This window comes from Amycolatopsis sp. CA-211722, assembly GCF_056828465.1.
In genome coordinates this window covers 20,218-41,770 of the sequence record NZ_CP184752.1, presented here as the reverse complement: position 1 = coordinate 41,770, position 21,553 = coordinate 20,218, and the positions used below count along the sequence as shown (strand labels likewise).

22 protein-coding genes and 1 tRNA gene are annotated in these 21,553 nt (G+C 69.1%); 12 read left to right on the top strand and 11 right to left on the bottom strand.

The window, feature by feature from the left end:
- Nucleotides 1-2 precede the first annotated feature (2 nt).
- The 3 genes from ACOCEP_RS00180 to ACOCEP_RS00170 all read right to left on the bottom strand — a co-directional run bounded on the left by ACOCEP_RS00180 (nt 3) and on the right by ACOCEP_RS00170 (nt 3,362).
- Nucleotides 3-986 carry a beta-ketoacyl-ACP synthase III gene (locus tag ACOCEP_RS00180; protein ID WP_482335174.1) on the bottom strand — a complete coding sequence of 328 codons (984 nt, stop codon included), beginning with the start codon at nt 984-986 and terminating at the stop codon, nt 3-5.
- A complete protein-coding gene (locus tag ACOCEP_RS00175; RefSeq protein ID WP_482335173.1) occupies nt 983-1,909 on the bottom strand; it encodes an ACP S-malonyltransferase in 927 nt (308 codons plus the stop codon). The genes ACOCEP_RS00180 and ACOCEP_RS00175 overlap by 4 nt, the downstream gene beginning before the upstream one ends.
- A gap of 238 nt (nt 1,910-2,147) precedes the next feature.
- Nucleotides 2,148-3,362, bottom strand: coding sequence for a PucR family transcriptional regulator (locus tag ACOCEP_RS00170; RefSeq protein WP_005164946.1), 1,215 nt, complete (start codon nt 3,360-3,362; stop codon nt 2,148-2,150).
- A gap of 330 nt (nt 3,363-3,692) precedes the next feature.
- On the opposite strand from ACOCEP_RS00170, the gene ACOCEP_RS00165 reads away from it, so the two are divergent.
- Entirely contained in the window at nt 3,693-4,430 is a 738-nt protein-coding gene (locus ACOCEP_RS00165; protein ID WP_482335172.1) for a mechanosensitive ion channel family protein, read from the top strand.
- Nucleotides 4,431-4,622: 192 nt separating this feature from the next.
- On the top strand, nt 4,623-5,264 hold the full coding sequence (locus ACOCEP_RS00160; protein WP_482335171.1) for a nicotinamide mononucleotide transporter family protein: 642 nt from the start codon (nt 4,623-4,625) through the stop codon (nt 5,262-5,264).
- A 78-nt stretch (nt 5,265-5,342) separates the two neighbouring features.
- On the opposite strand, the gene ACOCEP_RS00155 is transcribed toward ACOCEP_RS00160, so the two are convergent.
- Both ACOCEP_RS00155 and aceE read right to left on the bottom strand, forming a co-directional pair.
- On the bottom strand, nt 5,343-6,554 hold the full coding sequence (locus tag ACOCEP_RS00155) for an alpha-hydroxy acid oxidase (protein ID WP_482335170.1): 1,212 nt from the start codon (nt 6,552-6,554) through the stop codon (nt 5,343-5,345).
- Between the two features lie 116 nt (nt 6,555-6,670).
- Nucleotides 6,671-9,466: a pyruvate dehydrogenase (acetyl-transferring), homodimeric type gene (gene aceE / locus ACOCEP_RS00150; protein ID WP_482335169.1), complete on the bottom strand. Its 2,796-nt coding sequence runs from the start codon at nt 9,464-9,466 to the stop codon at nt 6,671-6,673.
- 402 nt (nt 9,467-9,868) lie between these two features.
- Here aceE and ACOCEP_RS00145 point away from each other — a divergent pair, with 402 nt between their 5' ends.
- From ACOCEP_RS00145 to ACOCEP_RS00135, 3 genes are all read left to right on the top strand, one after another.
- Nucleotides 9,869-10,300 (top strand): DUF3052 domain-containing protein, encoded by a 432-nt coding sequence (locus ACOCEP_RS00145; RefSeq protein WP_016336117.1) that lies wholly within the window; start codon nt 9,869-9,871, stop codon nt 10,298-10,300.
- 76 nt (nt 10,301-10,376) lie between these two features.
- Entirely contained in the window at nt 10,377-10,838 is a 462-nt protein-coding gene (locus ACOCEP_RS00140) for a peroxiredoxin (RefSeq protein WP_037342406.1), read from the top strand.
- 39 nt (nt 10,839-10,877) lie between these two features.
- Nucleotides 10,878-10,949 (top strand) — tRNA-Val (locus tag ACOCEP_RS00135).
- A 6-nt stretch (nt 10,950-10,955) separates the two neighbouring features.
- Here ACOCEP_RS00135 and ACOCEP_RS00130 read toward each other — a convergent pair.
- Nucleotides 10,956-12,281 (bottom strand): erythromycin esterase family protein, encoded by a 1,326-nt coding sequence (locus ACOCEP_RS00130; protein ID WP_482335168.1) that lies wholly within the window; start codon nt 12,279-12,281, stop codon nt 10,956-10,958.
- A gap of 60 nt (nt 12,282-12,341) precedes the next feature.
- Between ACOCEP_RS00130 and ACOCEP_RS00125 the strand changes: the two genes are divergently transcribed.
- Nucleotides 12,342-12,875 carry a helix-turn-helix domain-containing protein gene (locus tag ACOCEP_RS00125; RefSeq protein ID WP_482335167.1) on the top strand — a complete coding sequence of 178 codons (534 nt, stop codon included), beginning with the start codon at nt 12,342-12,344 and terminating at the stop codon, nt 12,873-12,875.
- Between the two features lie 41 nt (nt 12,876-12,916).
- Nucleotides 12,917-13,870: a GNAT family N-acetyltransferase gene (locus tag ACOCEP_RS00120; protein WP_482335166.1), complete on the top strand. Its 954-nt coding sequence runs from the start codon at nt 12,917-12,919 to the stop codon at nt 13,868-13,870.
- 458 nt (nt 13,871-14,328) lie between these two features.
- On the opposite strand, the gene ACOCEP_RS00115 is transcribed toward ACOCEP_RS00120, so the two are convergent.
- Entirely contained in the window at nt 14,329-14,832 is a 504-nt protein-coding gene (locus ACOCEP_RS00115; protein WP_482335165.1) for a carboxymuconolactone decarboxylase family protein, read from the bottom strand.
- A gap of 14 nt (nt 14,833-14,846) precedes the next feature.
- On the opposite strand from ACOCEP_RS00115, the gene ACOCEP_RS00110 reads away from it, so the two are divergent.
- Nucleotides 14,847-15,365: a MarR family winged helix-turn-helix transcriptional regulator gene (locus tag ACOCEP_RS00110; RefSeq protein ID WP_482335164.1), complete on the top strand. Its 519-nt coding sequence runs from the start codon at nt 14,847-14,849 to the stop codon at nt 15,363-15,365.
- On the opposite strand, the gene ACOCEP_RS00105 is transcribed toward ACOCEP_RS00110, so the two are convergent.
- The 3 genes from ACOCEP_RS00105 to ACOCEP_RS00095 are packed head-to-tail and all read right to left on the bottom strand — an operon-like array spanning nt 15,362 to nt 17,924.
- Entirely contained in the window at nt 15,362-15,781 is a 420-nt protein-coding gene (locus ACOCEP_RS00105; RefSeq protein ID WP_482335163.1) for a cupin domain-containing protein, read from the bottom strand. The genes ACOCEP_RS00110 and ACOCEP_RS00105 overlap by 4 nt on opposite strands.
- 41 nt (nt 15,782-15,822) lie before the next feature.
- Nucleotides 15,823-17,319: an AMP-binding protein gene (locus ACOCEP_RS00100; RefSeq protein ID WP_482335162.1), complete on the bottom strand. Its 1,497-nt coding sequence runs from the start codon at nt 17,317-17,319 to the stop codon at nt 15,823-15,825.
- Nucleotides 17,316-17,924, bottom strand: a complete 609-nt coding sequence (locus ACOCEP_RS00095) for a TetR/AcrR family transcriptional regulator (RefSeq protein ID WP_482335161.1) — start codon at nt 17,922-17,924, stop codon at nt 17,316-17,318. The genes ACOCEP_RS00100 and ACOCEP_RS00095 overlap by 4 nt, the downstream gene beginning before the upstream one ends.
- Nucleotides 17,925-17,989: 65 nt before the next feature.
- Here ACOCEP_RS00095 and ACOCEP_RS00090 point away from each other — a divergent pair, with 65 nt between their 5' ends.
- Nucleotides 17,990-18,481: a DUF1453 domain-containing protein gene (locus ACOCEP_RS00090; RefSeq protein ID WP_482335160.1), complete on the top strand. Its 492-nt coding sequence runs from the start codon at nt 17,990-17,992 to the stop codon at nt 18,479-18,481.
- Here the strand turns inward: ACOCEP_RS00090 and ACOCEP_RS00085 are convergent.
- Nucleotides 18,478-19,656: an aminotransferase class V-fold PLP-dependent enzyme gene (locus ACOCEP_RS00085; protein ID WP_482335159.1), complete on the bottom strand. Its 1,179-nt coding sequence runs from the start codon at nt 19,654-19,656 to the stop codon at nt 18,478-18,480. The two genes, ACOCEP_RS00090 and ACOCEP_RS00085, sit on opposite strands and share 4 nt — an antisense overlap.
- A gap of 46 nt (nt 19,657-19,702) precedes the next feature.
- On the opposite strand from ACOCEP_RS00085, the gene ACOCEP_RS00080 reads away from it, so the two are divergent.
- The 3 genes from ACOCEP_RS00080 to ACOCEP_RS00070 are packed head-to-tail and all read left to right on the top strand — an operon-like array spanning nt 19,703 to nt 21,551.
- Nucleotides 19,703-20,332 (top strand): GntR family transcriptional regulator, encoded by a 630-nt coding sequence (locus ACOCEP_RS00080; protein WP_482335158.1) that lies wholly within the window; start codon nt 19,703-19,705, stop codon nt 20,330-20,332.
- 5 nt (nt 20,333-20,337) lie between these two features.
- On the top strand, nt 20,338-21,096 hold the full coding sequence (locus ACOCEP_RS00075; protein ID WP_482335157.1) for a metallophosphoesterase: 759 nt from the start codon (nt 20,338-20,340) through the stop codon (nt 21,094-21,096).
- Nucleotides 21,093-21,551, top strand: coding sequence for a hypothetical protein (locus ACOCEP_RS00070; protein ID WP_482335156.1), 459 nt, complete (start codon nt 21,093-21,095; stop codon nt 21,549-21,551). Before ACOCEP_RS00075 ends, ACOCEP_RS00070 begins: the two co-directional genes overlap by 4 nt.
- Nucleotides 21,552-21,553 lie beyond the last annotated feature (2 nt).

Below are 21,553 nucleotides of genomic sequence, written 5' to 3'. Positions count from 1 at the left end.
CATCACGGGCAGACGAAGGCCTGGCCCGCGTAGGAGAGTCCGGCCCCGAAGCCCACGGCGAGCACGACGTCGCCCGTCTTGACGGTCCCGGCCTTGCGCATGTGGTCCAGCGCCAACGGAATCGACGCGGACGAGGTGTTGCCCGAGTACTTGATGTCGTCGGCCACGACCATGTCCTCGCGGGCGCCCTTGGCGCGCAGCTTCTTGGCGATGGCCTCGACGATGCGCAGGTTGGCCTGGTGCGGGATCAGCACGTCCACATCGGACGGTTCGAGCCCGGCGAGCTCCAGCGCCCGCAAGGCGATCGGCGCGATCTGCGTGGTCGCCCAGCGGAAGACCGACTGGCCCTCCTGATAGATCCACTTGTCGTCGCGCATGTAGATCAGGTCGACGTGCTCGCCCGCACTGCCCCACGCGACCGGGCCGATCTGCGGGGTGTCGGCCGCGCCGACCACCGCGGCGCCCGCGCCGTCGGCGAAGATGATCGCGTTCGCGCGGTCGACCGGGTCGACGTGGTCGGTGAGCTTCTCGGCGCCGATGACAAGCGCCTTCTTCGCGCTGCCCGCGCGGATCAGGTCCGAGGCGACGCCGATGCCGTAGCAGAACCCGGCGCAGGCGGCGTTGAGGTCGAACGCGGCCGGATGCGTGATGCCGATCCGGTCGGCCACCTGCGCGGCGGCGTTCGGGATCTGGGTGGGCATCGTGCAGTTCGGGAGGATGACAGTGTCCACTTCGGACGGGTCCACGCCGGCGTCGGCCAGCGCGGCGGTACCCGCCTTGACCGCCATGTCGACCAGCGACTCGTCCTTCTCGGCGAACCGGCGCTCGATGATGCCGACCCGCTCGCGGATCCACTGGTCGTTGGTGTCCATGATCTTCGAGAGATCGTCGTTGGTCACGATCTTCTCAGGCTGGAAGCTCCCGACACCGAGGATGCGGGTCCCGGCGGCGCCCGGCGCCTGCCGCAAAGTGGATCGGTCGGTCACGAAGCGTCCTCCTGCCCCTGAAGCTTCGCCAGCTCGGCCGGCGTCTTCAGAGCGATCGTGGTGGTCACGGTTCCCTTGAGCTGCCGCTTGACCAGCCCGGTCAGCGTGCCCGCCGGCGGAAGTTCGAGCGTCGAGGTGACACCCGCGGAGACCAGACCGTCCATGGTCAGGTCCCAGCGAACCGGGTTCGTGACCTGCTTGACCAGCCGGTCGAGGTACTCGGCCCCGCTGGTGACGACCTGGCCGTCGGCGTTCGACAGCAGCGGACGCGTCGGATCCGCCAGGGTGATCTTCTCAGCGTGGGTGGCCAGCGCGTCACGCGCGGGTGCCATGTAGGGGGTGTGGAACGCGCCCGCGACCTTGAGCGCGCGGACCTTCGTGCCCTCCAGCGGCTCGGCCACGATCTTCTCGATCGCGTCGGCGGCGCCGGAGGCGACGATCTGGCCCGCGCCGTTGCGGTTCGCCGCGGCGAGACCGTGGCCTTCGAGCCACGCGACGACCTGCTCCGGGTCGCCGAGCATGACCGCGGCCATGCTGGTGGGCTCCAGTGCGCACGCCTTCGCCATTTCCGCGCCGCGGACCGCGGCCAGTGCGACGGCGTCTTCGGGGCTCAGCACCCCGGCGACGGCGGCGGCCGCCAGCTCGCCGACGGAGTGACCGGCGACCGGCGCGTCCGCGGCGACCGGGGCCTCACGCTGAAGGTGTTCGAACGCCAGCAGTGACAGCGCCACGATCAGCGGCTGCGTGATCGCGGTGTCCTGGATCTCTTCGGCGTCCGCCTCGGTGCCGAGGCGGACGAGGTCGAGACCGGCCCGCTCGGACCAGGCTTCGACGCGCGCGCGGGCGCCGTCGAGCTCGAGCCAAGGGGTGAGCATGCCGGGGGCTTGGGAACCCTGGCCGGGGGCGAGGACTGCAACTGTCACCCCCTTAGAGAACACTCTCGGCCACCATGGTCGGGATGCCGACGCTCACCAAGTCCGGCCGACGTAATTGTCGGAACCCTCCAAAAGCGCCTTCCTGATCTCCGCGCTTAACCCAAAAGCCTTGTCGGGTTCAACCAGCTTTCCCTATGAACTCCGTCACTGCGCAGAGTTACCAACCGGAGCACGCGCGACACACCTCGGCCGAAGTGGTCCGAATCGCCGGCACGTCCCGCGTTGGTCACCAGAGACCGCGGGCCCGTGCGAGCCGCCCGACGGTCAGCGCCACCTTCAGCACCCAGGCGTCACGCGATTCGGCGGCGTGACGGCCGGTGAGTTCGGCCGCCTTCCGCAGCCGGTACCGGACGGTGTTCGGATGCACGAACAGCGTCCGCGCGCAGGTCTCCAGGACGCCGCCGCTGTCGAGATAGGTCTCCACCGTCCGCAGCAGGGCCGGGCCGGCTTCCTCCAGCGGACGCGCGATCTGCTCGACGAGCAGGCGTTCGGCCTCGGGGTCGCCGGACAAGGCTCGTTCCGGCAGCAGGTCGATCGACCTCGCGGGCCGCGGCGCGCCGGGCCAGCCGACGACGGCGCGCAGCCCGGAAAGCGCCTCCGTCGCGCTGTGGTGGGCTTCGGCGAGCGTGGGCACCGTCGGCCCGGCGACCACCGGGCCCTCGGCGAAGGCGACCGAAAGCTTGGTGAGGATCTCGCGGTCCTTGACGCTGCCGTCGGTGGGCCCGGCCACGACCACGACCAGCCGCGAGCCCTGTACCGAAAGCAGCACCGGGCGCCCGACCCGCGCGGCGCGGCTGCGCACTTCGAACACGACGGCGGGCGGGTCGTCCGACGTCGGGGTGCCGACCAGTGCGGTGGCGGGCGCGGCCGGATCCCAGCCGAGCGCGGCGGCTCGGGAGAGCACTGCTTCCTCGGCGTCGCCACGGACGATGCCGTCGACGACCAGCGCCTCCAGCCGCGCGTCCCACGCGCCTCGCGCCTCGGCGGCGGCCGCGTAGGAGTTCGCGGCGGCGAAGGCGATCTCCCTGCCGTAGCGCAGGATCCCCTCGATCAGCGCGGCGCGTTCCGCCTCGTTCGCGGCGAATTCGGGCAGTTGCTCCTCGAACACCTCGATCGCCAGCCGCACCATGCCGACCGCCTGCCGGAGGCTCACCCAACGGGAAAGCTCGGCGGGTGCTTCGCGGAAGGCTTCGGTGGTGAGGGAGAGGGCCTCCTTCGCGTCGCGGAGCCAGTCGACGAAACCGGCGGCACCCGCCTGGGTGATCAGCAGGACGCTCGCGCGCTGGTCGGCGGGGAGCCGGGCGAACCAGCTCAGCCGCTCCTCCATCACCGCCACACTCGCGCTCGCGAGCCGGCCGGAGGCGTGTTCGAGTCGCCGGAGAGTCTTGGCGGACAGCCCGTGGTGCTTGGGCACACGCCGTCCGGAGGTCGCATCAGCCATGGTCAGCCGATCCTAGTCCGCCGGGCAAAGGTCGCCGTCATCCTGCGGCCTTTCGGTGCCCGAGTCCGAAGTGGACAGTCATCGGCGACGAATAACGAAAGGTATTCGCATAAAACTCGAGGCCGCCCGGCGCTAGCGTTTTTCGCTGCGCCGGACGGCCTCGTCTCCCCGGTCCCCACCGGTGGAACAAGTATGGGACTTGTCGATCTTTTCCCGCTAGCTCACTCACTCGATCGTGGGGCGCCGAGTTGCCGGTACGGGGCTGGTGATCAACGATCCCTCGCAAGCCGCACCGGGTAGGTCGCGGATGCGCAGAGGAGGGAGTTCGCCGTGGGCGAGCAGCTGAAAGACGGTCTGGGACAAGCATGGAACCTTGTCGCCACCTTCGTGCCGAAATTGCTCGGTTTCCTGATCATCCTGCTGATCGGCTGGCTGATCGCGAAAGCCGTGTCGAAGGCATTGGGTCTGGTTCTGTCGAAGATCGGTTTCGGCAAGCTCATCGAGAAGACCGGGCTCACCGGAACGCTCAAACAGGCGAATGTCGACGCGGGCGGGATCCTCGTCAAACTCGTGTACTACTTCATTCTCCTGATCGCGTTGCAGCTCGCGTTCGGCGTATTCGGTGAGAGCAACCCGGTCAGCGCGCTGCTCAACGACATCATCGCGTTCCTGCCGCGGATCCTGGTGGCGCTGGTGCTGGTGATCGTCGCGGCCGCCGTCGCGAAGGTCGTCCGCGACCTGGTGACTGGGGCGCTGTCCACCCGCCCGGCCGGCCGGCTGCTCGGCACGATCGCCTACTGGATGATCATGGCGTTCGGCATCATCGCCGCGCTCGGCCAGGTGAACATCGCGACCGCGATCACCGGACCGGTCCTGATCACCGTGCTCGCCACCATCGGCGGCGTGATCGTCGTCGGCTTCGGCGGCGGCCTGATCAAGCCGGCGCAGGACCGCTGGCAGGGCTGGCTGGCCAACCTGCAGGGCCAGCTGGAGGCCGGCGATGGCAAGCAGGAGGTCCGTTCGGAGCCGCCGACTTCGCCCGTGGGCATCGGTCGCGTAGATTCCTGAGCATCCGCGCGGGCCCGGTGATCGAGGAAGGCACCGGGCCCGCGTGGAGTCGAAGGGCCCGTCGCCGCGGAACACGCGGCGGAGGGCCCTTTAGCGTCTCTCGAGCCACCTGGCTGTTCCGCACCTCACACTCCCTAGGGAATGGCGTCGGTACGGAGCATGTTGGAGCGGTAGACGGAGAGGGGTGCGGACGTGGACTTCCTGCTGCACAACGGTGTCACGGTGCTCGGACAGTGGATTTCCTTCGCCGAGCTGGCGGGGCAGATCTTCGCGCTGGCCGTGGTCTTCCTGGCGCAACGCCGCACGTTGTGGACGTGGCCGGTGCAGGTCGGCGCCACCGTGCTGCTGTTCTCGGTCTACCTCTCCGCGCATCTCGGCGGGCTCGCGACCAGGCAGATCGCGATCCTCGTCATCTCGATCTACGGCTGGTGGGCCTGGTCCCGCCGCAGCGACCCGGTCTACGGCGTCGTCGTCCGCAAGGGCACGCTCCGCGAGCGTCTGGCGATGATCGGCGCGTTCGCGATCGGCGCCACCGCGATGGCGCTGGTCCTCGACGCGCTGAACGCCTCGTGGGCGCCGTGGCCGGACGCCGCGATCTTCGTCGGGACGCTGGTCGCCTTCGCCGCGCAGGGCGCGGGGCTCGTCGAGTTCTGGCTGGTGTGGCTGGTCGTCGACGCGATCGGCGTACCGCTGCAGCTCTCGTCGGGCCTGTACTTCTCGGCGGCGGTGTACATCGTGTTCGCCGGGCTGGTCGTGCACGGCTGGTGGAGCTGGAACCGCACCGCGAAGCAGGTCCGCACCGCCCCGGCCGGACTTTCCGCCGCGACCCGCTGACCCCCCGCGTTTCGTCCTCTAGTTGCGGTAGTTCGCGACGCCAACTACCGCAACTTGAGGACGAAACGCGGGCCGGGGTCAGCGCATGGTGGCGTGGGAGGGCTTGAGGTCGGCGAGGGTGCGGACACCCAGCAGCTGCATCGTCCGGGTCATTTCGGCGCGCAGGATGTCCACGCACCGCTGAACTCCGCGCTCGCCGCCCGCCATCAGGCCGTAGAGGAACGCGCGCCCGATGAGCACCGCGTCCGCGCCGCGTGCGATCGCGGCCACGATGTCGCCGCCGGAGAGGATGCCGGTGTCGACCCACACCTCCGCGTCGCCCTGGATCTCGTCGAGCACCGCGGGCAGCAGCTCGATCGGCGTCGGCGCGCGGTCGAGCTGGCGGCCGCCGTGGTTGGACAGCAGCACCGCGTCGGCGCCGTGCTTGACCACGTCACGCGCGTCGTCGACGTTCTGGATCCCCTTCACCACGAGCTTGCCCGGCCAAGTCTGGCGGACCCAGTCGAGGTCGTCGAAGTTCAGGGTCGGGTCGAAGAGCTGGTTGAGCAGCTCGGCGACGGTGCCGTCGAACTGGCTCAGCGACGCGAAGGTCAGCGGCTCGGTGGTCAGCAGGTTGAACCACCACGCCGGATGCATCGCGCCGTCGACGAAGGTCTTGAGGGTGAGCGCGGGCGGGATGGTCAGCCCGTTGCGGACGTCGCGCAGCCGCGCGCCCGCGACCGGGGTGTCGACCGTCAGCATGAGCGTGTCGAATCCGGCGGCCCAGGCCCGATTCATCAGATCTTCGCCCGCTGAGTGGTCACGCCAGACGTAGAGCTGGAACCACTTGCGAGCCTCCGGGGCGGCCGCGGCGAGGTCTTCGATCGACGTCGTCGCCATCGTCGACAGCCCCATCGGGATGCCGTTGCGCTGGGCGACGCGGGCCACCGCGGACTCGCCCTCGTGGTTCATCATGCGGGTGAACCCGGTCGGCGCGAAGGCGAACGGCAGCTCCGAACGTTTGCCGAGGATCTCCTTGCCCGTGTCCACATCGGACACGCCGCGCAGGACGTTCGGGTGGAATTCCACGCTGCGGAAAGCCTGCCGGGCGCGGCGGAGGCTGTCCTCCAGCTCCGCGGCGCCGTCGGTGTAGTCGAACGCCGCTCGCGGCGTGCGCTTGCGGGCGAGCATCCGCAGGTCGGCGATCGTGTGCGCGCCCGCCAGCCGCCGGTCGGTCGGGTTGAGCACGATCGGCTTCGGCCGCAGGATCTGCTTCAGCTCACTCGGCTTCGGCAGTCGACGCTTGGTCACACTCGCTCACCCTTTCCGCAAACATCCGATGTCTCACCCTAGCCCGTCTGGTCCCGGACGCAATGAACGGTCCGTTCCTTGCAAATTTCGCAAGGAACGGACCGTTCATGGCAGTGCTAGGCGCTACCGGAGTCCGACAGCTGCGGACCCGCGGCGGCGACGTCGTCGAGACGGTACTTCCGCGCCGCCTCGGCCACCTTCGCCTGGTCGAACTCGCCGCGCTTGGCGAGCGCGCTCAGCGTGCCGACCACGATCGACTGGGCGTCGACCAGGAACTTCCGCCGGGCGGCCGGACGGGTGTCGGAGAACCCGAACCCGTCGGTGCCCAGCGTCAGCATGTCGTTCGGCACCCAGGGGCGGATGAGGTCCGGCACGGCGCGCATCCAGTCCGAAACCGCGACCACCGGCCCGTTCGCGCCGGACAGCTTCTGCGTGACGTACGGCACACGCGGCGAGTCGCCCGGGTGGAGCAGGTTGTCGTGGTCGGCCTCGACGGCCTCGCGCCGCAGCTCGGTCCACGACGTGGCCGACCACACGGCCGCGCGTACGCCCCACTCCTCGGCCAGCATCTGCTGGGCCCGGAGCGCGTCCGGCATGGTGACACCGGAGACCAGGATCTGCGCCTCCGGGCCGTCGCCCGACGGCGCGTCGGCGTACTTGTAGAGACCCTTGAGCAGGCCGTCGACGTCGAGGTTCTCGGGCTCGGCGGGCTGCTGGTAGGGCTCGTTGTAGATCGTCATGTAGTAGAAAATGTTCTCGCCGTTGCCGTCCGGCCCGGTCTCGCCGTACATCCGGCGCAGCCCGTCCCGCACGATGTGGGCGATCTCGAACGACCACGCCGCGTCGTAGGCCACGACGGCCGGGTTGGTCGCGGCCAGCAGCAGCGAGTGCCCGTCGGCGTGCTGCAGGCCCTCACCGGTCAGCGTGGTGCGTCCGGCGGTGGCGCCGAGGACGAACCCGCGGGCCATCTGGTCCGCCGCCGCGTAGAGGCCGTCACCGGTCCGCTGGAACCCGAACATCGAGTAGAAGATGTAGATCGGGATCATCGGCTCGCCGTGCGTGGCGTACGAGGTGCCGACGGCGGTGAACGACGCGGTCGAGCCCGCCTCGTTGATGCCCTCGTGCAGGATGACGCCCTTTTCGGACTCCTTGTAGGCCAGCATCAGGCTCGCGTCGACCGAGGTGTACGTCTGGCCGTGCGGGTTGTAGATCTTGGCCGTCGGGAACATCGAGTCGAGACCGAAGGTGCGCGCCTCGTCCGGGATGATCGGGACGATCCTCTTGCCGATCTCGGAGTCCTTCGCCAGCTCGCGGACGAGCCGGACGAACGCCATCGTGGTGGCGACCTCCTGCTTGCCCGAGCCCTTGCGGATGCCTTCGTAGACCTTGTCGCCGGGCAGCACGAGCGCCTTCGAGGCCTTCGGGCGGCGCTCCGGCAGGAACCCGCCGAGCGCCTTCCGGCGGCCGATCATGTACTCGATCTCCGCCGATTCCTTGCCCGGGTGGTAGTACGGCGGCAGCTTCGGGTCGCGCTCGAGCTCCTCGTCGCTGATCGGGATGCGCTGGGCGTCCCGGAACAGCTTGAGGTCGTCCAGGGTGAGCTTCTTCATCTGGTGCGTGGCGTTGCGGCCCTCGAAGGACGGACCGAGGCCGTAACCCTTGATGGTGTGGGCCAGGATCACCGTCGGCTGGCCGTGGTGCTCCAGCGACGACTTGTAGGCCGCGTAGACCTTGCGGTAGTCGTGCCCGCCGCGCTTGAGGTTCCAGACGTCGGCGTCGGTGAGGTCCTTGACCAGTTCCTTGGTCCGCGGGTCGCGGCCGAAGAAGTGCTCGCGGACGAAGGCGCCGTCGTTGGCCTTGTAGGTCTGGAAATCGCCGTCCGGCGTGGTGTTCATCAGGTTGACCAGCGCGCCGTCACGGTCGGCGTGCAGCAGCGAGTCCCACTCGCGGCCCCAGATGACCTTGATGACGTTCCAGCCCGCGCCGCGGAAGTACGACTCCAGCTCCTGGATGATCTTGCCGTTACCGCGCACCGGGCCGTCGAGCCGCTGCAGGTTGCAGTTGATCACGAAGGTCAGGTTGTCGAGGCCCTCGCCGGCGGCGACGTGGATGAGGCCGCGCGATTCCGGCTCGTCCATCTCGCCGTCGCCGAGGAACGCCCAGACGTGCTGGTCGCTGGTGTCCTTGATGCCGCGGTCGCGCAGGTAGCGGTTGAAGCGCGCCTGGTAGATCGCGTTCATCGGGCCGAGGCCCATGGACACGGTCGGGTTCTCCCAGAACTCCGGCATCAGCCGGGGGTGCGGGTACGACGGCAGGCCGCCGCCCTCGCCGGCGTGCGAGAACTCCTGGCGGAAGCCGTCCAGCTGGTTCTCGGTCAGCCTGCCCTCGAGGAACGCGCGGGCGTAGATGCCGGGGGAGGCGTGCCCCTGGATGAAGATCTGGTCGCCGCCGCCCGAGTGGTCCTTGCCGCGGAAGAAGTGGTTGAAGCCCACTTCGTACAGCGCCGCGGACGAGCCGTAGGTCGAGATGTGCCCGCCGACGCCGACGCCGGGACGCTGCGCGCGGTGCACCATGATCGCGGCGTTCCACCGGATGTAGGCGCGGTACCGGCGCTCGATCTCCTCGTCACCGGGGAACCAGGGTTCGTTCTCGGTGGGGATGGTGTTGACGTAGTCCGTCGACGTCAGCGCCGGGACGCCGACGTGGCGCTCCCTGGCCCGCTCGAGGATGCGCAGCATCAGGTACCGGGCGCGCTGCTGACCACCCCTGGCCAGCGCCTCGTCGAAGGAGTCCAGCCATTCGGCGGTCTCCTCCGGGTCGATGTCGGGCAGGTGCGCCGCCAATCCGTCACGGATGACGCGGACGCGTGCCGGGGTCTCCTTGCCGGAGGCGCCGTCGTTCTGCGGGGCCAAGGGGTCTCCTTGCGAAAGGTGGTAGCTGGTTGTGCTCGTACGCGGGCGTGTTCGCCTTCCATCGTCGTCCTCCGGTTCCGTTCGCGTCACCGCTACTGATCGGTAACGTTCGCGGACCCGATTGCGACACGCCTCGCACGCGCCTGTACTCGCGCGCGCGTTTTCTCTCCCACCCTAAAGCAGGCCGTTCGGAGGTGCCCAGGCGCGCCCGAAATGGCCCCCTGGGAGTGGGCCGAATGTCCGTACGCCGCGACACGAGTTGTTCAAGATCCGGTGTGGACGGTTGCGCGGAACGCTTCACCAGTGTTCGCTAACGGGCATCGTGTACCCGAGTGTGGTGCCCGCCCGGCCGGCGAGGCCGACGCGACACCACGCTCCGTCGTAGTTGGAGGAGTGACAGCAGTGGTCGCCGCGGGAGACGCTGATCAGAGCAGCGTCGCCGAAAGGCTCGGGATCAAGCCGGACATGGTGGTCCAGGAGATCGGCTGGGACGAGGACGTCGACGACGACCTTCGTGCGGCGATCGAGGAACAGATCGGCGGCGACATCCTCGACGAGGACGCCGACGAGGTCATCGACGTGGTGCTGCTGTGGTGGCGCGAGGACGACGGTGATCTCGGTGACACGCTGATCGAGGTCCGGACTCCCCTGAACGAGAACGGCGTGATCTGGGTGCTGACCCCGAAGACGGGGCAGCCCGGGCATGTCGAGCCGAGTGACATCGCCGAGGCGGTGCCGCAGGTCGGGTTGGCGCAGACGGCCAACATCAGCGCCGGCCCGAAGTGGGCGGGCACGCGGCTGGTTTCGCCGAAGTCGTCCAAGACCAAGCGGTGACCTCTCCGGGCGCGCGATCGACACGATAGGGTTGTCGTCGCAGGCCCCTGTTCGCTCTTGAGAGGAAACCGCCGGTATGGCCGTCGAGGTCGGATCGCAAGCCCCGGACTTCACGCTCAACGACTACAACAAGCAGTCCGTGACGCTGTCGTCCTTCAAGGGCGAGAAGCCGGTCCTGCTCGTGTTCTACCCGTTCGCGTTCAGCGGTATCTGCACCGGCGAGCTGTGCCAGCTCCGCGACGAGTTCGCGGACTACGACGGCCAGGGCGTCCAGGTCATCGGCGTGTCCGTGGACACCCCGTTCTCGCTCAAGGCGTGGGCCGAGCAGGAGGGTTACCAGTTCCCGCTGCTTTCGGACTTCTGGCCGCACGGTGAGGTCGCGAAGGCCTACGGCGTCTTCAACGAGGCGGCCGGCCTGGCCACCCGCGGCACCTTCCTGATCGACAAGGACGGCGTCGTGCGGTTCGCCGAGGTCAACCAGCCCGGCGAGGCGCGCGACCAGCAGGCGTGGAAGAAGGCCGTGGCCTCGCTGGCCTGAGTCTTCACCGGTGGCACCCGTGCGCGGGTGTCACCTCCCGGGCGCATAGCTCAGCGGGAGAGCACTCGGTTTACACCCGAGCGGTCGTAGGTTCGATCCCTACTGCGCCCACCGAAATCAGCGGATGCTTCGCCACCTCCGGAACGCTTCCCGCACCTCGGCGGGAGAGTGGTCGATGGCGCTGTCGTCCGGTTCGGCGGCGGTGACCCGCGGGATGTGCACCACGAGGTCGAAGGCGTCCAAGGGGGCCAGATCTCCGTAGAAGGCGCCGCTGCGATGCCGGGAGACGGTCCGGACGGCCTCCGAGTCGGCAGGGGACAACTGTCGCAGGTCCACCGCGAAAGGTGTGTCGTGGCTCGCGGCCATGAGCGCGTCGAGGCTGCCGGGCTCTGGTGGTTCGAGATCCGAGAAGAACTCCCCGGTGGAGAGATCACCGCCCAGGGACAGGGTTTCACCGGAGGCCGAGGTCGTGCCGATCGCCAGGTAGGCCGGGCCCAGCCGCTCGGTCAGGTGCATGCCCATCGTCGTGGAGGCGGGCAGTATCCCCGGGATCGCCGCCTGGCAGCGCTGCACGTGGTTGTTGTGCGCGCCGAGGACGATCCGTTCCTCGCCGCGAAGAATCTCCTCGACGGTGTCCGTGATCGCGGCGTCGCGGATGCTGGCGGCGAGACCTCGCGGGTCACGGGACATCTCCCGCACCATCGCGTCCAGTGCGATCGCGAGTTCCAGTGAGCGCAGCGCGCGTCCGTAGGCCGCCTCGCCCGTCTTCCGGATGTAGCCGATGCGCTGCGCGATCATTCGCGTGCGGAGGCCGGCGAGCCCTGAAGTCAGCGCGTCCCTGCCGGCTTGCGGGAGCCGCGCGTACGCGGAGAAGGCCGTATGGGCCGAGAGCACCGACACGGCGGCGATGTTCGCGGCTGTCTCGCGGAGTCGCGGGTCGACGTCGTGCCCAGGGTCCGCCTCGGCGAGGTAGGCGATCGCCGCGTCCACCCCCGGCAGCAGGGACACACTTGAGCCGGGTAGGTCGATACCGGAGAACCCGACCTGTTCCGGGGCCGCGAGGTTGTGCCCGCGCATCCACTCCAGCTGTGCGCGCATCTCGGTGCACAGTCCCATCAGCGTGGTGAACCCGGTGGCCATGACCCGGCCGAGCCGGTCTTCGCCTCCGCGCACCCATCCGTCGGTGAGCCGGCCCTCGGTGAAGCCCGACTCCATCGCAAAGGCGCTGAATCCGTGCCGCTCGACCAGATGGCGCAGGAGTCGGTGCCGGAGCCGGTGGAACTCGTGGTTGAAGTGCGCGCTCTCGCCGATCGCTACCACTCGCGCGTCACCGACCGCCTGATCGAGCCACTCGAGATCGTCCGGCGGACCGGCCGGATCCAAAGTGGTCAGTGGTCGTATCGCTCCGCCGCTCAGTCGCGCCGTCGTCCTTGACAGTTCCATGTGGCTCCCTTCGCGCATTCCCAACTTTGGGAATGGTATCAGATGTGGGAAAGTGGGCCGGTGAAAACGGCTGATCTCCTTCTGCATCCGGTCCGGATGCGCATCGTGCACGCGATGGCCGGCGAGGGCACTCATACGACGTCCGATCTGTGCGTCCGTTTGCCCGACGTGCCCAAGACCTCGCTTTACCGGCACGTCGGTCTGCTCGCCGACGCGGGCTTGCTGGAGGTGGTGGACGAGAAACGAGTGCACGGCGCCGTCGAACGGAGCTACCGGCTCCGCCGCGACCAAGCGGCGATCGACGCCGGCACGGCGGCGGCGATGTCACTGGACGACCACCGTCGCGGGTTCGCCGCGGCCATGGCCACGCTTCTCGCCGAGTTCAACGCCTATCTCGACCGGGACGGAGCCGATCCGGCAGCCGATTCGGTCGGCTACCGGCAGGGCGCTCTCTGGCTCGACGAGGACGAACTCGCCGAGATGATCGGCGCGCTGGGCGACCTGCTCGCGGCACGAGCGCGCAACCAACCCGCCGAAGGTCGTCGCGCGTACCTGCTGAGCACGATCTTCTTTCCGGCCTCGCGCCTGCTGTAAACCGAGCGACAACCCGCCCGCGTGGGGCTACGTTCAGCCGCGTGCACAACCTCACGTGGCGGCCACTGCGGCCCGAGGACGCCCAGGCGGCGGCCGACCTCCTCAACGCGATGGAGACCGCCGACGGGATCGGCGAGAACTACACGGCGGAGGACACCCTCCAGGAGCTGATCGACCCGTACGCGGATCTCGAGCGCGCGAGTCTCGCGGTTTTCGACGGGGACGTGATGGCCGGCTACATGAAGATCCGGTTCAAGCCGTCGGCGGAAGAGGTCCATCGGGTCTTCTTCGACGGCGGAGTGCATCCCGGATATCGCCGCCGGGGCATCGGTGGCGCGCTCGTCGACGCGGGCGTGGCGGCGGCCAAAGTGGTGCACGGGCTGCATCACCCGTCGGCGAAGCTCGTGGTCGACGTCAACCGGCCGGAGCGTATCGCGGGCCTGGCCGAGCTCGTCCGCTCCCGGGGTTTCGAGGCCGCGCGTTACTTCCAGCGCATGGAGCACTCGCTCGGCGTCGTCGATGGCCCGGTGATCCCGCGCGGGTTCACGATCGAGCCGTGGTCGGAGCGGAACGACGAAGAATTCCGGGCCGTCCGGAACGAGGCGTACCGGGACCACTGGGGCGCCGTGCCGATGCCCGCCGATCTCTGGCGGAACAAGATCACCAACCAGACTTTCCGGCCCGAGGTCAGCTTCCTGCTTCGGGCGGGGGGATCGGCGGTGGGGATGTTGGTGACCCTGTGCTGGGAGGCCGACACCGAGGCCACCGGCGTCCGCGACGCGCATTTCATGGTGATCGGAACGCTGCGCGAGTATCGGCGCCGGGGTGTCGCCGGAGCGCTGATGGCGCACGCGCTGAGGGCCGCCGCCGACGAGGGGTACGACCGCGCGAGCTTGAACGTGGACTCGGCGGATCCGTCGGGCGCGTTCGGGGTCTTCGAGAAGGCGGGCTTCGTGCCGACGATGCGCTACGTGCGCTGGGCGCTCGAGGTCTGACGGCCGACGCATTTAGCCGACTAGATGCGATCGAGGTGAGAGCCGTCCGCCTGGACACGCGTGTCGTCCATCCCGTCACGTGTGTCGTCCGTCCAGTCACGCGAGACCGCCGCCCTGGGCTCCTTAGCGGCGAGGGCTGGGCGCTCGAGGTCCGACGTCGTGGCGCCAGCGCTGCCGCATTTAGAGGACTAATTGCGGACGGCGGACACGTGAAGGCCCCCTTCCCTCGGCTCAGCCGAGGGAAGGGGGCCTTCACGCACCCCCAACACCCTGTGGAACGTTTTCGGTTTCGGCGGTCTGGTCTGCCCCCTCGGCAGGCCAGACCGCCGGTGTGCGCCGCGCCGCGGGTGGCGAACTTTCGGCTACACAAGAGAAGAGGCGGTCGGGACTGCCCAGATACATCAAGATCGGCGGCCATTGGAGTGATCCGGGCCGCGAGGGGCGATCACGCAGGGCGACTAGGCGCGGATGAGCCGGTTCGCCAAGGTCGACATCGTGTAGGCGCCGATGCCCATGACGACTTCGAGGGCGTTCCGTTCGGTGTAGCCGTACCCGAAGAAGGTCCGCAGAGTGTCGTCGTCGACGCCGCCGCCGGTTTCGAGGACGGCGAGAGTGAACTGCCGGACGGCCTCCAGCCGCTCGTCGGGCACGGGCCGTTGCGAGCGAAGCGCCGCGATGACGTCGTCGTCCGCCTGAAGACCCTTCAGCTTGCCGGTGTGGATCTCGACGCACACCTCGCAGCCGTTGCGGGTCGCCACGGTCATCACGACCGTCTCCCGGGCCAGAGGTTCGAGTGTCGTCCGCTCGAAGCTCGCGCTGAGCTTCAGGAACCCGTCGAGCAGTTCCGGTGACGACGCCTGCCGGGCGACGGCGGTGGGAAGGTGGCCGAACTTGCGGATGGTCGCCTCCATCGCACGACGTGAGGCTTCGGGCGCGGTTTCGACGGTGTGGTCGGTGAACAAGGTTTCCCCCTAAGGTGGTCAACGTGGTTGACGAAAAGGTAAACCAAGTTGTCGAACAACGCAAGCAGGTTCCCGATCCGCCCGGGTACGAGCTGCCGCTCCTGCTGTTCGCGGGTTTCCGCTCGATCATCGACCGGATGCACGCCGAACTGGCCGAGCAGGGGCATCCCGACGTCCGCCCGGCGTACGGCTTCGCCATGCAGGCGATCGGCCGCGAGGGCGCGACGGCGAGCGAGATCGGGCGGCGGCTCGGCGTCAGCAAGCAGGCGGCGGGCAAGACCGTCGACAAGCTGGAGCAGCTCGGCTACGTCGCGCGCGTCGACGATCCGGCCGACGCGCGGCGCAAGGTCGTGCGGCTCACCGGCCGCGGGTTCGACTCACTCGGCCGGACGGCGGCGATCTTCGAGGAGCTGCGCGAGGAGTGGGTCGCCACGCTGGGCGCCGACAGGGTCCGCGCCCTCGAAACGGACCTCCGCACGATGGCCCCCGCGGACGGCTTCCGGCTGGACGTCGCAGGCTGGTTCGGCGCCTAGAACGGGCATCCGGGGTTGGGCGCGTCCTGCGAAAGCGGGCTTCCGTGCGGCAGCACGTAGAGCACTTCCAGCACCACCGGCGTCGTCCCGAGGTTCCGTCCGATGTGGACGGTGTCGCTCGGCTCGGTGAAGACGGCGCCCTTCCGGTACAGGCCGTCGAGCCCGCAATCGGCCGAGTTGTGCGTCAGCGTGCCGGCCTTGACGTACGCGTGCAGCGTGCCGTCGTGGTAGTGCCAGCCGGTGTAGCCGCCGGGCTGGATGACGACCTCGCGCAGCACGTAATCGGTGTCCCCGACCGTCTTCTGGTGGAAGATCGTCCCGGTCACGCCGGATCCGGGCGTCGCCTCGGCCGTCACGGGGGCGGCCAGGGTGAGGACGAGGGTGGCGAGCAGCGTGGTCGCGGACCGCAGGCGCATGAGCGAACCGTACCGCGATCGGCACTGCCCGAAAGGGCCGTTCATTCCGCCCGAAGCGTCCGCCGCAGCATCTTGCCGCTCTCGGTCCGCGGCAGCCGCTCGCGGAAATCGAACCGGCGCGGCGTCTTGAACCCGGCCAGTTCGGCCCGGCAGTGCTCTTCGAGCCGCTTCGCCAGCGCGGCGTCCCCGGCGATCCCCTCGACCGGTTGGACGACCGCGACGACCCGTTGTCCCCACTCGGGATCCGGTTCCCCGATCACCGCGACGTCGGCGACATCGGGATGGCTCAGCAGCCGCCCCTCGATCTCGGCCGGGTAGATGTTCACCCCACCGGAAAGGATGAGATCCGTTCGCCGGTCGCTCAGGAACACCCGGCCGGCGGTGTCCAGATGACCGACGTCCCCGACGGTGACGAACTCGCCGGAACGCGCGGCGACCGTCTTGTCCGGATCGTCGTGATAGTCGAATTTCGTGTGCGCGGAACTGAAGTAGAGCGTCCCGGTCCCGCCGGCGGGGAGTTCCGAGCCCTCGTCGTCGAGCACCTTGACCCGGACGCCGTCCAGCGGCGTGCCGACGGTCCCCGGCTCGGCGAGCCAATCGCGCGCGTGCACGGCGGTGATCAGGCCCTCGGACGCGCCGTAGTACTCGTGGACCACCGGTCCGAGCCAGGCGAGCATCCGTTCCTTGACCTCCTTCGGGCACGGCGCGGCGCCGTGGATGACCGAAGTCAGGCTCGACAGGTCGTACCGCGCGCGGACGTCCTCGGGCAGCCGCAGCATGCGGTGGAACATCGTCGGCACCAGATGCGTGCTCGTCACCCGGTGCTTTTCGGTGAGCCGCAACGTTTCCTCGGCGTCGAACCGGTCCATCAGCACGAGTGTGTGCCCGAGGTGCAGGATCGCGGTCGAGAACATGCCCGGCGCGGCGTGGTAGAGCGGGCAGGCGACGAGGTGCACGCCGTGCCCCGGCCGGACGTCCAGGCGTTCGAGGACGTTCGCGTGGATCGGGTGCAGCGCGGGCGGCCGCCCGGACAGGGCGCGCCGGACACCTTTGGGCCGTCCTGTGGTCCCGGAGGTGTAGAGCATCGTCTGGCCCGCGGTCCGTCGCTCGGGCGCGGTGGTGGGCAGGTCCGCGCCCCAAGCCGCGTAGTCCGCCCAGCCGGGCGTCTCGCCGCGGGAAAACCGGTGCAGGCCCGCCAGTTCCGCGGTGCACGTGGCGGCGATGTCCGCGTCCGCGACGGCGACCTCGGCGCCGCTGTTGGCCGCGATGTAGGCGATCTCGGCCGGTGAGGACCGGTGGTTGACCGGGGTGAAGTACATCCCCGCCTGCAGGGTCGCCAGCAGGAGCTCGTAGTAGGTGAGTCCATTGTGGATGATCGCGACGACGCCGTCGCCTTCGCCGAGGCCGAGGGCGCGCAAGGCATGAGTCAGCTGATTCGCGCGCGCCGACAGCTCGCCGAAGGTGGTCTCCCTGCCGTCGACGTCGATCACCGCTACGCGGCCGGGGTCGTGGGCGGCGATCTCGTAGAACGTGCTCATTCCGGGCACCTCAAGGTCTCCAGATGCCGCCGGAGCACCGTGCGCATCAGCTCCGGTGAGGTCCGGCCCGTCGACAACGCGAGCCCGTCCAGCAGCGCGGCCAGCCGCTCGGTCTCGACGGCCAGATCGAGGCCTTCGAGGAGGCCGCCCGCTTCGTTCGCGCCGTCGAGCACCCGCCGGACGAGGGCGCGGACTCCTTCGTACATGCGGACGGCCTCCTCCGCGAGGTCCGGCCGGTTCTTCGCGGCGGCCGAGAACGCCAGCCAGACGTCGGTCTCGGCCCTGGTCTGCTCGGTGAGCGGGAGCAGTTCGCCGAGCAGCGCTTCGGTGATCTCCTGCCGCCGTGAGCGCGGTGTCGCCGGATCGAGCAGGTCGGGGAGATGCCCGAGCAGTCTCGCCTCCAGCCGGTCGCCGAGCGAGCGCATGGCGAACACGATCAGCTCGTCGTGGCCGCGGAAGTAGTGCCGCACCGAACCGATCGCGAGACCGGCCTCCTCGGCCACGCTCCGGAGCGACGCCTGCGCGAGGCCGTCGCGCTGGATCACCCGGAAGACGGCTTCGGCTATCTCCAGGCGCCGGGCGCCGGGGTCGACGATCTTGGGCATGTTGCCTTTATAGCACGACCTTGCTATTTTATTTGGCACAGGCATGCTACAAAGGGGAGAGTTCATTGAGGACCTGGTTGCTGATCGCGCTGGTGGTCGCCGCGGTGGCCGTGATCGTCGTGCGCAGGTTGCGTGGGGAGCCGCTGGTCGCCCGTGAGGTGTTCGGGGGGCCGGTGATCCTGCTCGCGATCGGTGTCTACGGCCTGAGCAAGCTGGCGGTCTTCACCTTCACGGACGGCCTGTGGCTCGTGCTGGGCTCCGTGGTCGGCTGCGTCCTCGGCGCCGTCCGTGCCACCACCACGAAGCTCTTCGAGCGCGACGGCGTCCTGTGGCTGCGCTACACCGGCTGGACGTTCGGCGTCTGGGTGCTGTCGATGCTGGTGAACTTCGGGGTCGGCTTCCTGGCCACGATGGCCGGGGCACATCCCGACGCGCGGCCGGTGACGCTGTCGATCGGCGTCAGCCTGCTGGGGGAGGCGTTGGTGCTCGGTATGCGCGCGAAGACGACGGGGCTGCCGTACGCCCCGCCGTCCGAGTCGGTGCTTTCGCGCCGCTAGGCCAGCTTCGCGACTTCGCCGGCAAGCAGCGCGATGTCGTCTTCGGTGTTGAAGTAGTGCACCGAAGACCGGACCAGCGGTGGCAATCCACGCTCGACGAAATCGAACTGGGCGGACGTCGCTTCCGTGACACTGACGTTGATCTTCGCCGCCGCCAGGCGCCGCTTCACTTCCTGAGACGGTGTTTTCGCCACGCTGAACGTGACGATCCCGCACTGTCGCGTCCCTTGGTCGTGGACGCGGACGCCGGGGATCTCGCGCAGCGCGTCGCGCAGTGTCGCCGCGAGGGCGGCGACCCGGGCTTCGATGGCGGGCATGCCCCATTCGAGGGCGTAGTCGATCGCCGCGCCGAGGCCGTGCAGAGCGGCGTGATCGCGTTCCCAGACCTCGAACATCTTCGCCGTCGGATCGACTTCGTAGGTTTCGGGCGCGGTCCACACTGCCGAGTGAAGGTCGAGCATCGCGGGCTCGACGCGCTCGCGCAGCCGCGGGTGCGCGTAGAGGAACCCGGTGCCCCGCGGTCCGCGCAGGTACTTGCGGCCGGTGACGCTGAGGGCGTCGCAGTTCAGGCGCGCGACGTCGAGGTCGATCTGGCCGGCGCTCTGGCACGCGTCCAGCAGGAACGGGATCCCGGCCTCACGCGCGACCGCGCCGATCTCCTCCGCGGGGTTCACCAGCCCGCCCTGGGTGGGCACGTGCGAGACGGCGATCAGCTTGACGTCGCCGTCGACGCGGCGCTTGAGGTCCTCGACGTCCAGCTGCCCGGACTCGTCGTTCTCGACCACTTCGACGACGGCGCCGGTGCGCTTCGCGATCTGCAGGAACGAGATGACGTTGCTCGCGTACTCGGATTTCGCCGTCAGGATCCGGTCTCCCGCGGCGAACGGCAGCGCGTAGAAGATCGCCTGCCAGGAGCGGGTCGCGTTGTCGGTCAGGGCGATGTCTTCGGGCTCCGCCCCGACGAGGCGCGCGGCCGAGGCGTAGACGCCGTTCATCCGCTCCGCGGTCGCCGCGGCCTGCTCGTATCCGCCGATCAGGGCTTCTTCCCGCAGGTAGCCGACGACGGTGTCGGTCACCCGCGCGGGCGGCAGCGACGATCCGGCGTTGTTGAGGTGGACCACCTCCGCGCAGCCCGGTGTTTCGGCGCGGGCGCGGTGCACATCGAAGTCCGTCATGCCTAACTGAATACAGTACGACCGAAGTGCATGCAATACTGCACCGATGACGAGGAACCTGCTCCGGCGCGACCTCGCGGAGGAGATCACCGCCCGCGTGCTCGACGGCCGGATCGCCGCGGACAGCCGCATCAACGAGGTGCACCTCGCCCGCGAGCTGGGTGTCAGCCGGACCCCGTTGCGCGAGGCGCTGATCGGGCTGGCCGACCGTGGCCTGCTCGTCTCGGCGCCGAACCGGGGTTTCCTCGTGCCGCCGTTCGATCCGGACGAGGCCCGGCAGCTGTACCCGCTCGTCGCGGAGCTCGAATCGCTCGCGTTGCGCTGGAGTTCGCCGCAGGACCTCGCCGGGCTCACCGGCGGGCTGGACCGGATCACCGGCGAGATGACCGCGGAACTCGCACGGCAGGGTGATTTGTCTACTTTGGACGACCGCTGGCACGCGCTGCTCGTCTCGCGTTGCACGAATCCGCATCTGCTGCGTCTGCTGGAGCAGACGAAGCCGCTGCTGAAACGCTATGACGCGCGCTATTTCGGTGGCGTCGAACGCTCTCAGGAGAGTATCGACGAACACCACCGGATCGCCGAGGCGATCCGTGTCTCCGACCTCGCGACGGCGGTGGAGCTGCTCGTGCGGAACTGGGTGAAAACGTTGGCATATCTGGAAGACATGGGGTGACACGAATGTTCGTGACGGCACATCTGAGCGACAACCATCTCGACGGCGGGGAACGCGCCGACGAACGCACCGCACGGGTCATGCGGTACCTGGAGAACTTGGCGACCCCGGTCGACGCGATCCTGGTGACCGGCGACATCACCGACCACGGCACCCTGGAGGAATACCGGCGCGCGGCCGAGCTGTTCAAGACCGACGTCCCGCTCTTCGTCTGCCCCGGCAACCACGACAAGCGCGGCCCGTTCCGCGACGGGCTGCTCGGCCAGGCGCCGGACGACGCCCCGGTCAACGCGGCGCACACCGTCGGCGACGTCACGTTCGTCATGGCCGATTCGACCATCCCCGGCAAGCCGGACGGGCAGTTCGACGACGAGACCATGACCTGGCTGGACGGCGTGCTCGGCGAGGGCGACGGCCCGGCCTTCATCGCCTTCCACCACCCGCCGGTCCCGCTCGGGCTGCCGCTGGTGGACGCGATGCGCCAGTACGGTGAGGAAAGGCTGGCCGAGGTGCTCGCGCGTCATCCGCGCGTGGTCGCCCTGCTCTGCGGGCACGTCCACGCCGCGGCGTCGACGACGTTCGCGGGAGTGCCGCTGCGGTCGGCGCCGTCGGTCGGGTCGAGCATCCTGTTCCCCTGGGAGCGGGACGGGCTGCGCTCGTGGGGTGAAGGCGGGCCGGTCGACTACGACCTGCCGCCGTCGCTGCTTTTCCACGTGCTGCACGAAGACGGCAGGCTGACCACGCACCAGCGGGTCGTGCCGTGATCCGACGGCTCACGATGGTGACCGCCCTGGCGATGCTGCTGAGCGGATGCGCGCTTTTCGTTCCCGAGAAGCGAGCCGCTCCCGCCCCTACCCCCTCCATGACCACCGCCGGCCCCGTCGCCGACGCGGTGAGGGCCGCGCGGCCCGAGTTCCGTCAGGTCGAAGTGGGCGGGAAACAGGACGGTCTGACGACGGGAGTCACGGTCAGTGCCGAAGTCCCGTTCGGATACGTGGTCTCGGGTGAGGTGCTTCGCACCGTGCTCGTCTCGGTGTGGAACGCGTCCGAACCGAAGCCGGCCTTCGTGACGTTCGACCCGTGGTCGACCTATGAAGGCAAGACGGGCGCGATCAAGGCGCAGCGTGCCGCCGAAGAGCTCGGTATCGATTGGAGCCCGAGCTTCGCCGTGGGCGTGAACGTGCCCGGCTACGAGATCAAGAGACTCGCCGAGGGGTGAGT

Bases quoted from the DNA above. Each gene is read 5' to 3' on its own strand.
- ACOCEP_RS00170 (WP_005164946.1), bottom strand. From the start codon at position 3,362: ATGGCTGATGCGACCTCCGGACGGCGTGTGCCCAAGCACCACGGGCTG.
- ACOCEP_RS00140 (WP_037342406.1), top strand. From the start codon at position 10,377: ATGGCCGTCGAGGTCGGATCGCAAGCCCCGGACTTCACGCTCAACGAC.
- ACOCEP_RS00130 (WP_482335168.1), bottom strand. From the start codon at position 12,281: ATGGAACTGTCAAGGACGACGGCGCGACTGAGCGGCGGAGCGATACGA.
- ACOCEP_RS00105 (WP_482335163.1), bottom strand. From the start codon at position 15,781: ATGCGCCTGCGGTCCGCGACCACGCTGCTCGCCACCCTCGTCCTCACC.
- ACOCEP_RS00100 (WP_482335162.1), bottom strand. From the start codon at position 17,319: ATGAGCACGTTCTACGAGATCGCCGCCCACGACCCCGGCCGCGTAGCG.
- ACOCEP_RS00095 (WP_482335161.1), bottom strand. From the start codon at position 17,924: ATGCCCAAGATCGTCGACCCCGGCGCCCGGCGCCTGGAGATAGCCGAA.
- ACOCEP_RS00085 (WP_482335159.1), bottom strand. From the start codon at position 19,656: ATGACGGACTTCGATGTGCACCGCGCCCGCGCCGAAACACCGGGCTGC.
- ACOCEP_RS00080 (WP_482335158.1), top strand. From the start codon at position 19,703: ATGACGAGGAACCTGCTCCGGCGCGACCTCGCGGAGGAGATCACCGCC.
- ACOCEP_RS00075 (WP_482335157.1), top strand. From the start codon at position 20,338: ATGTTCGTGACGGCACATCTGAGCGACAACCATCTCGACGGCGGGGAA.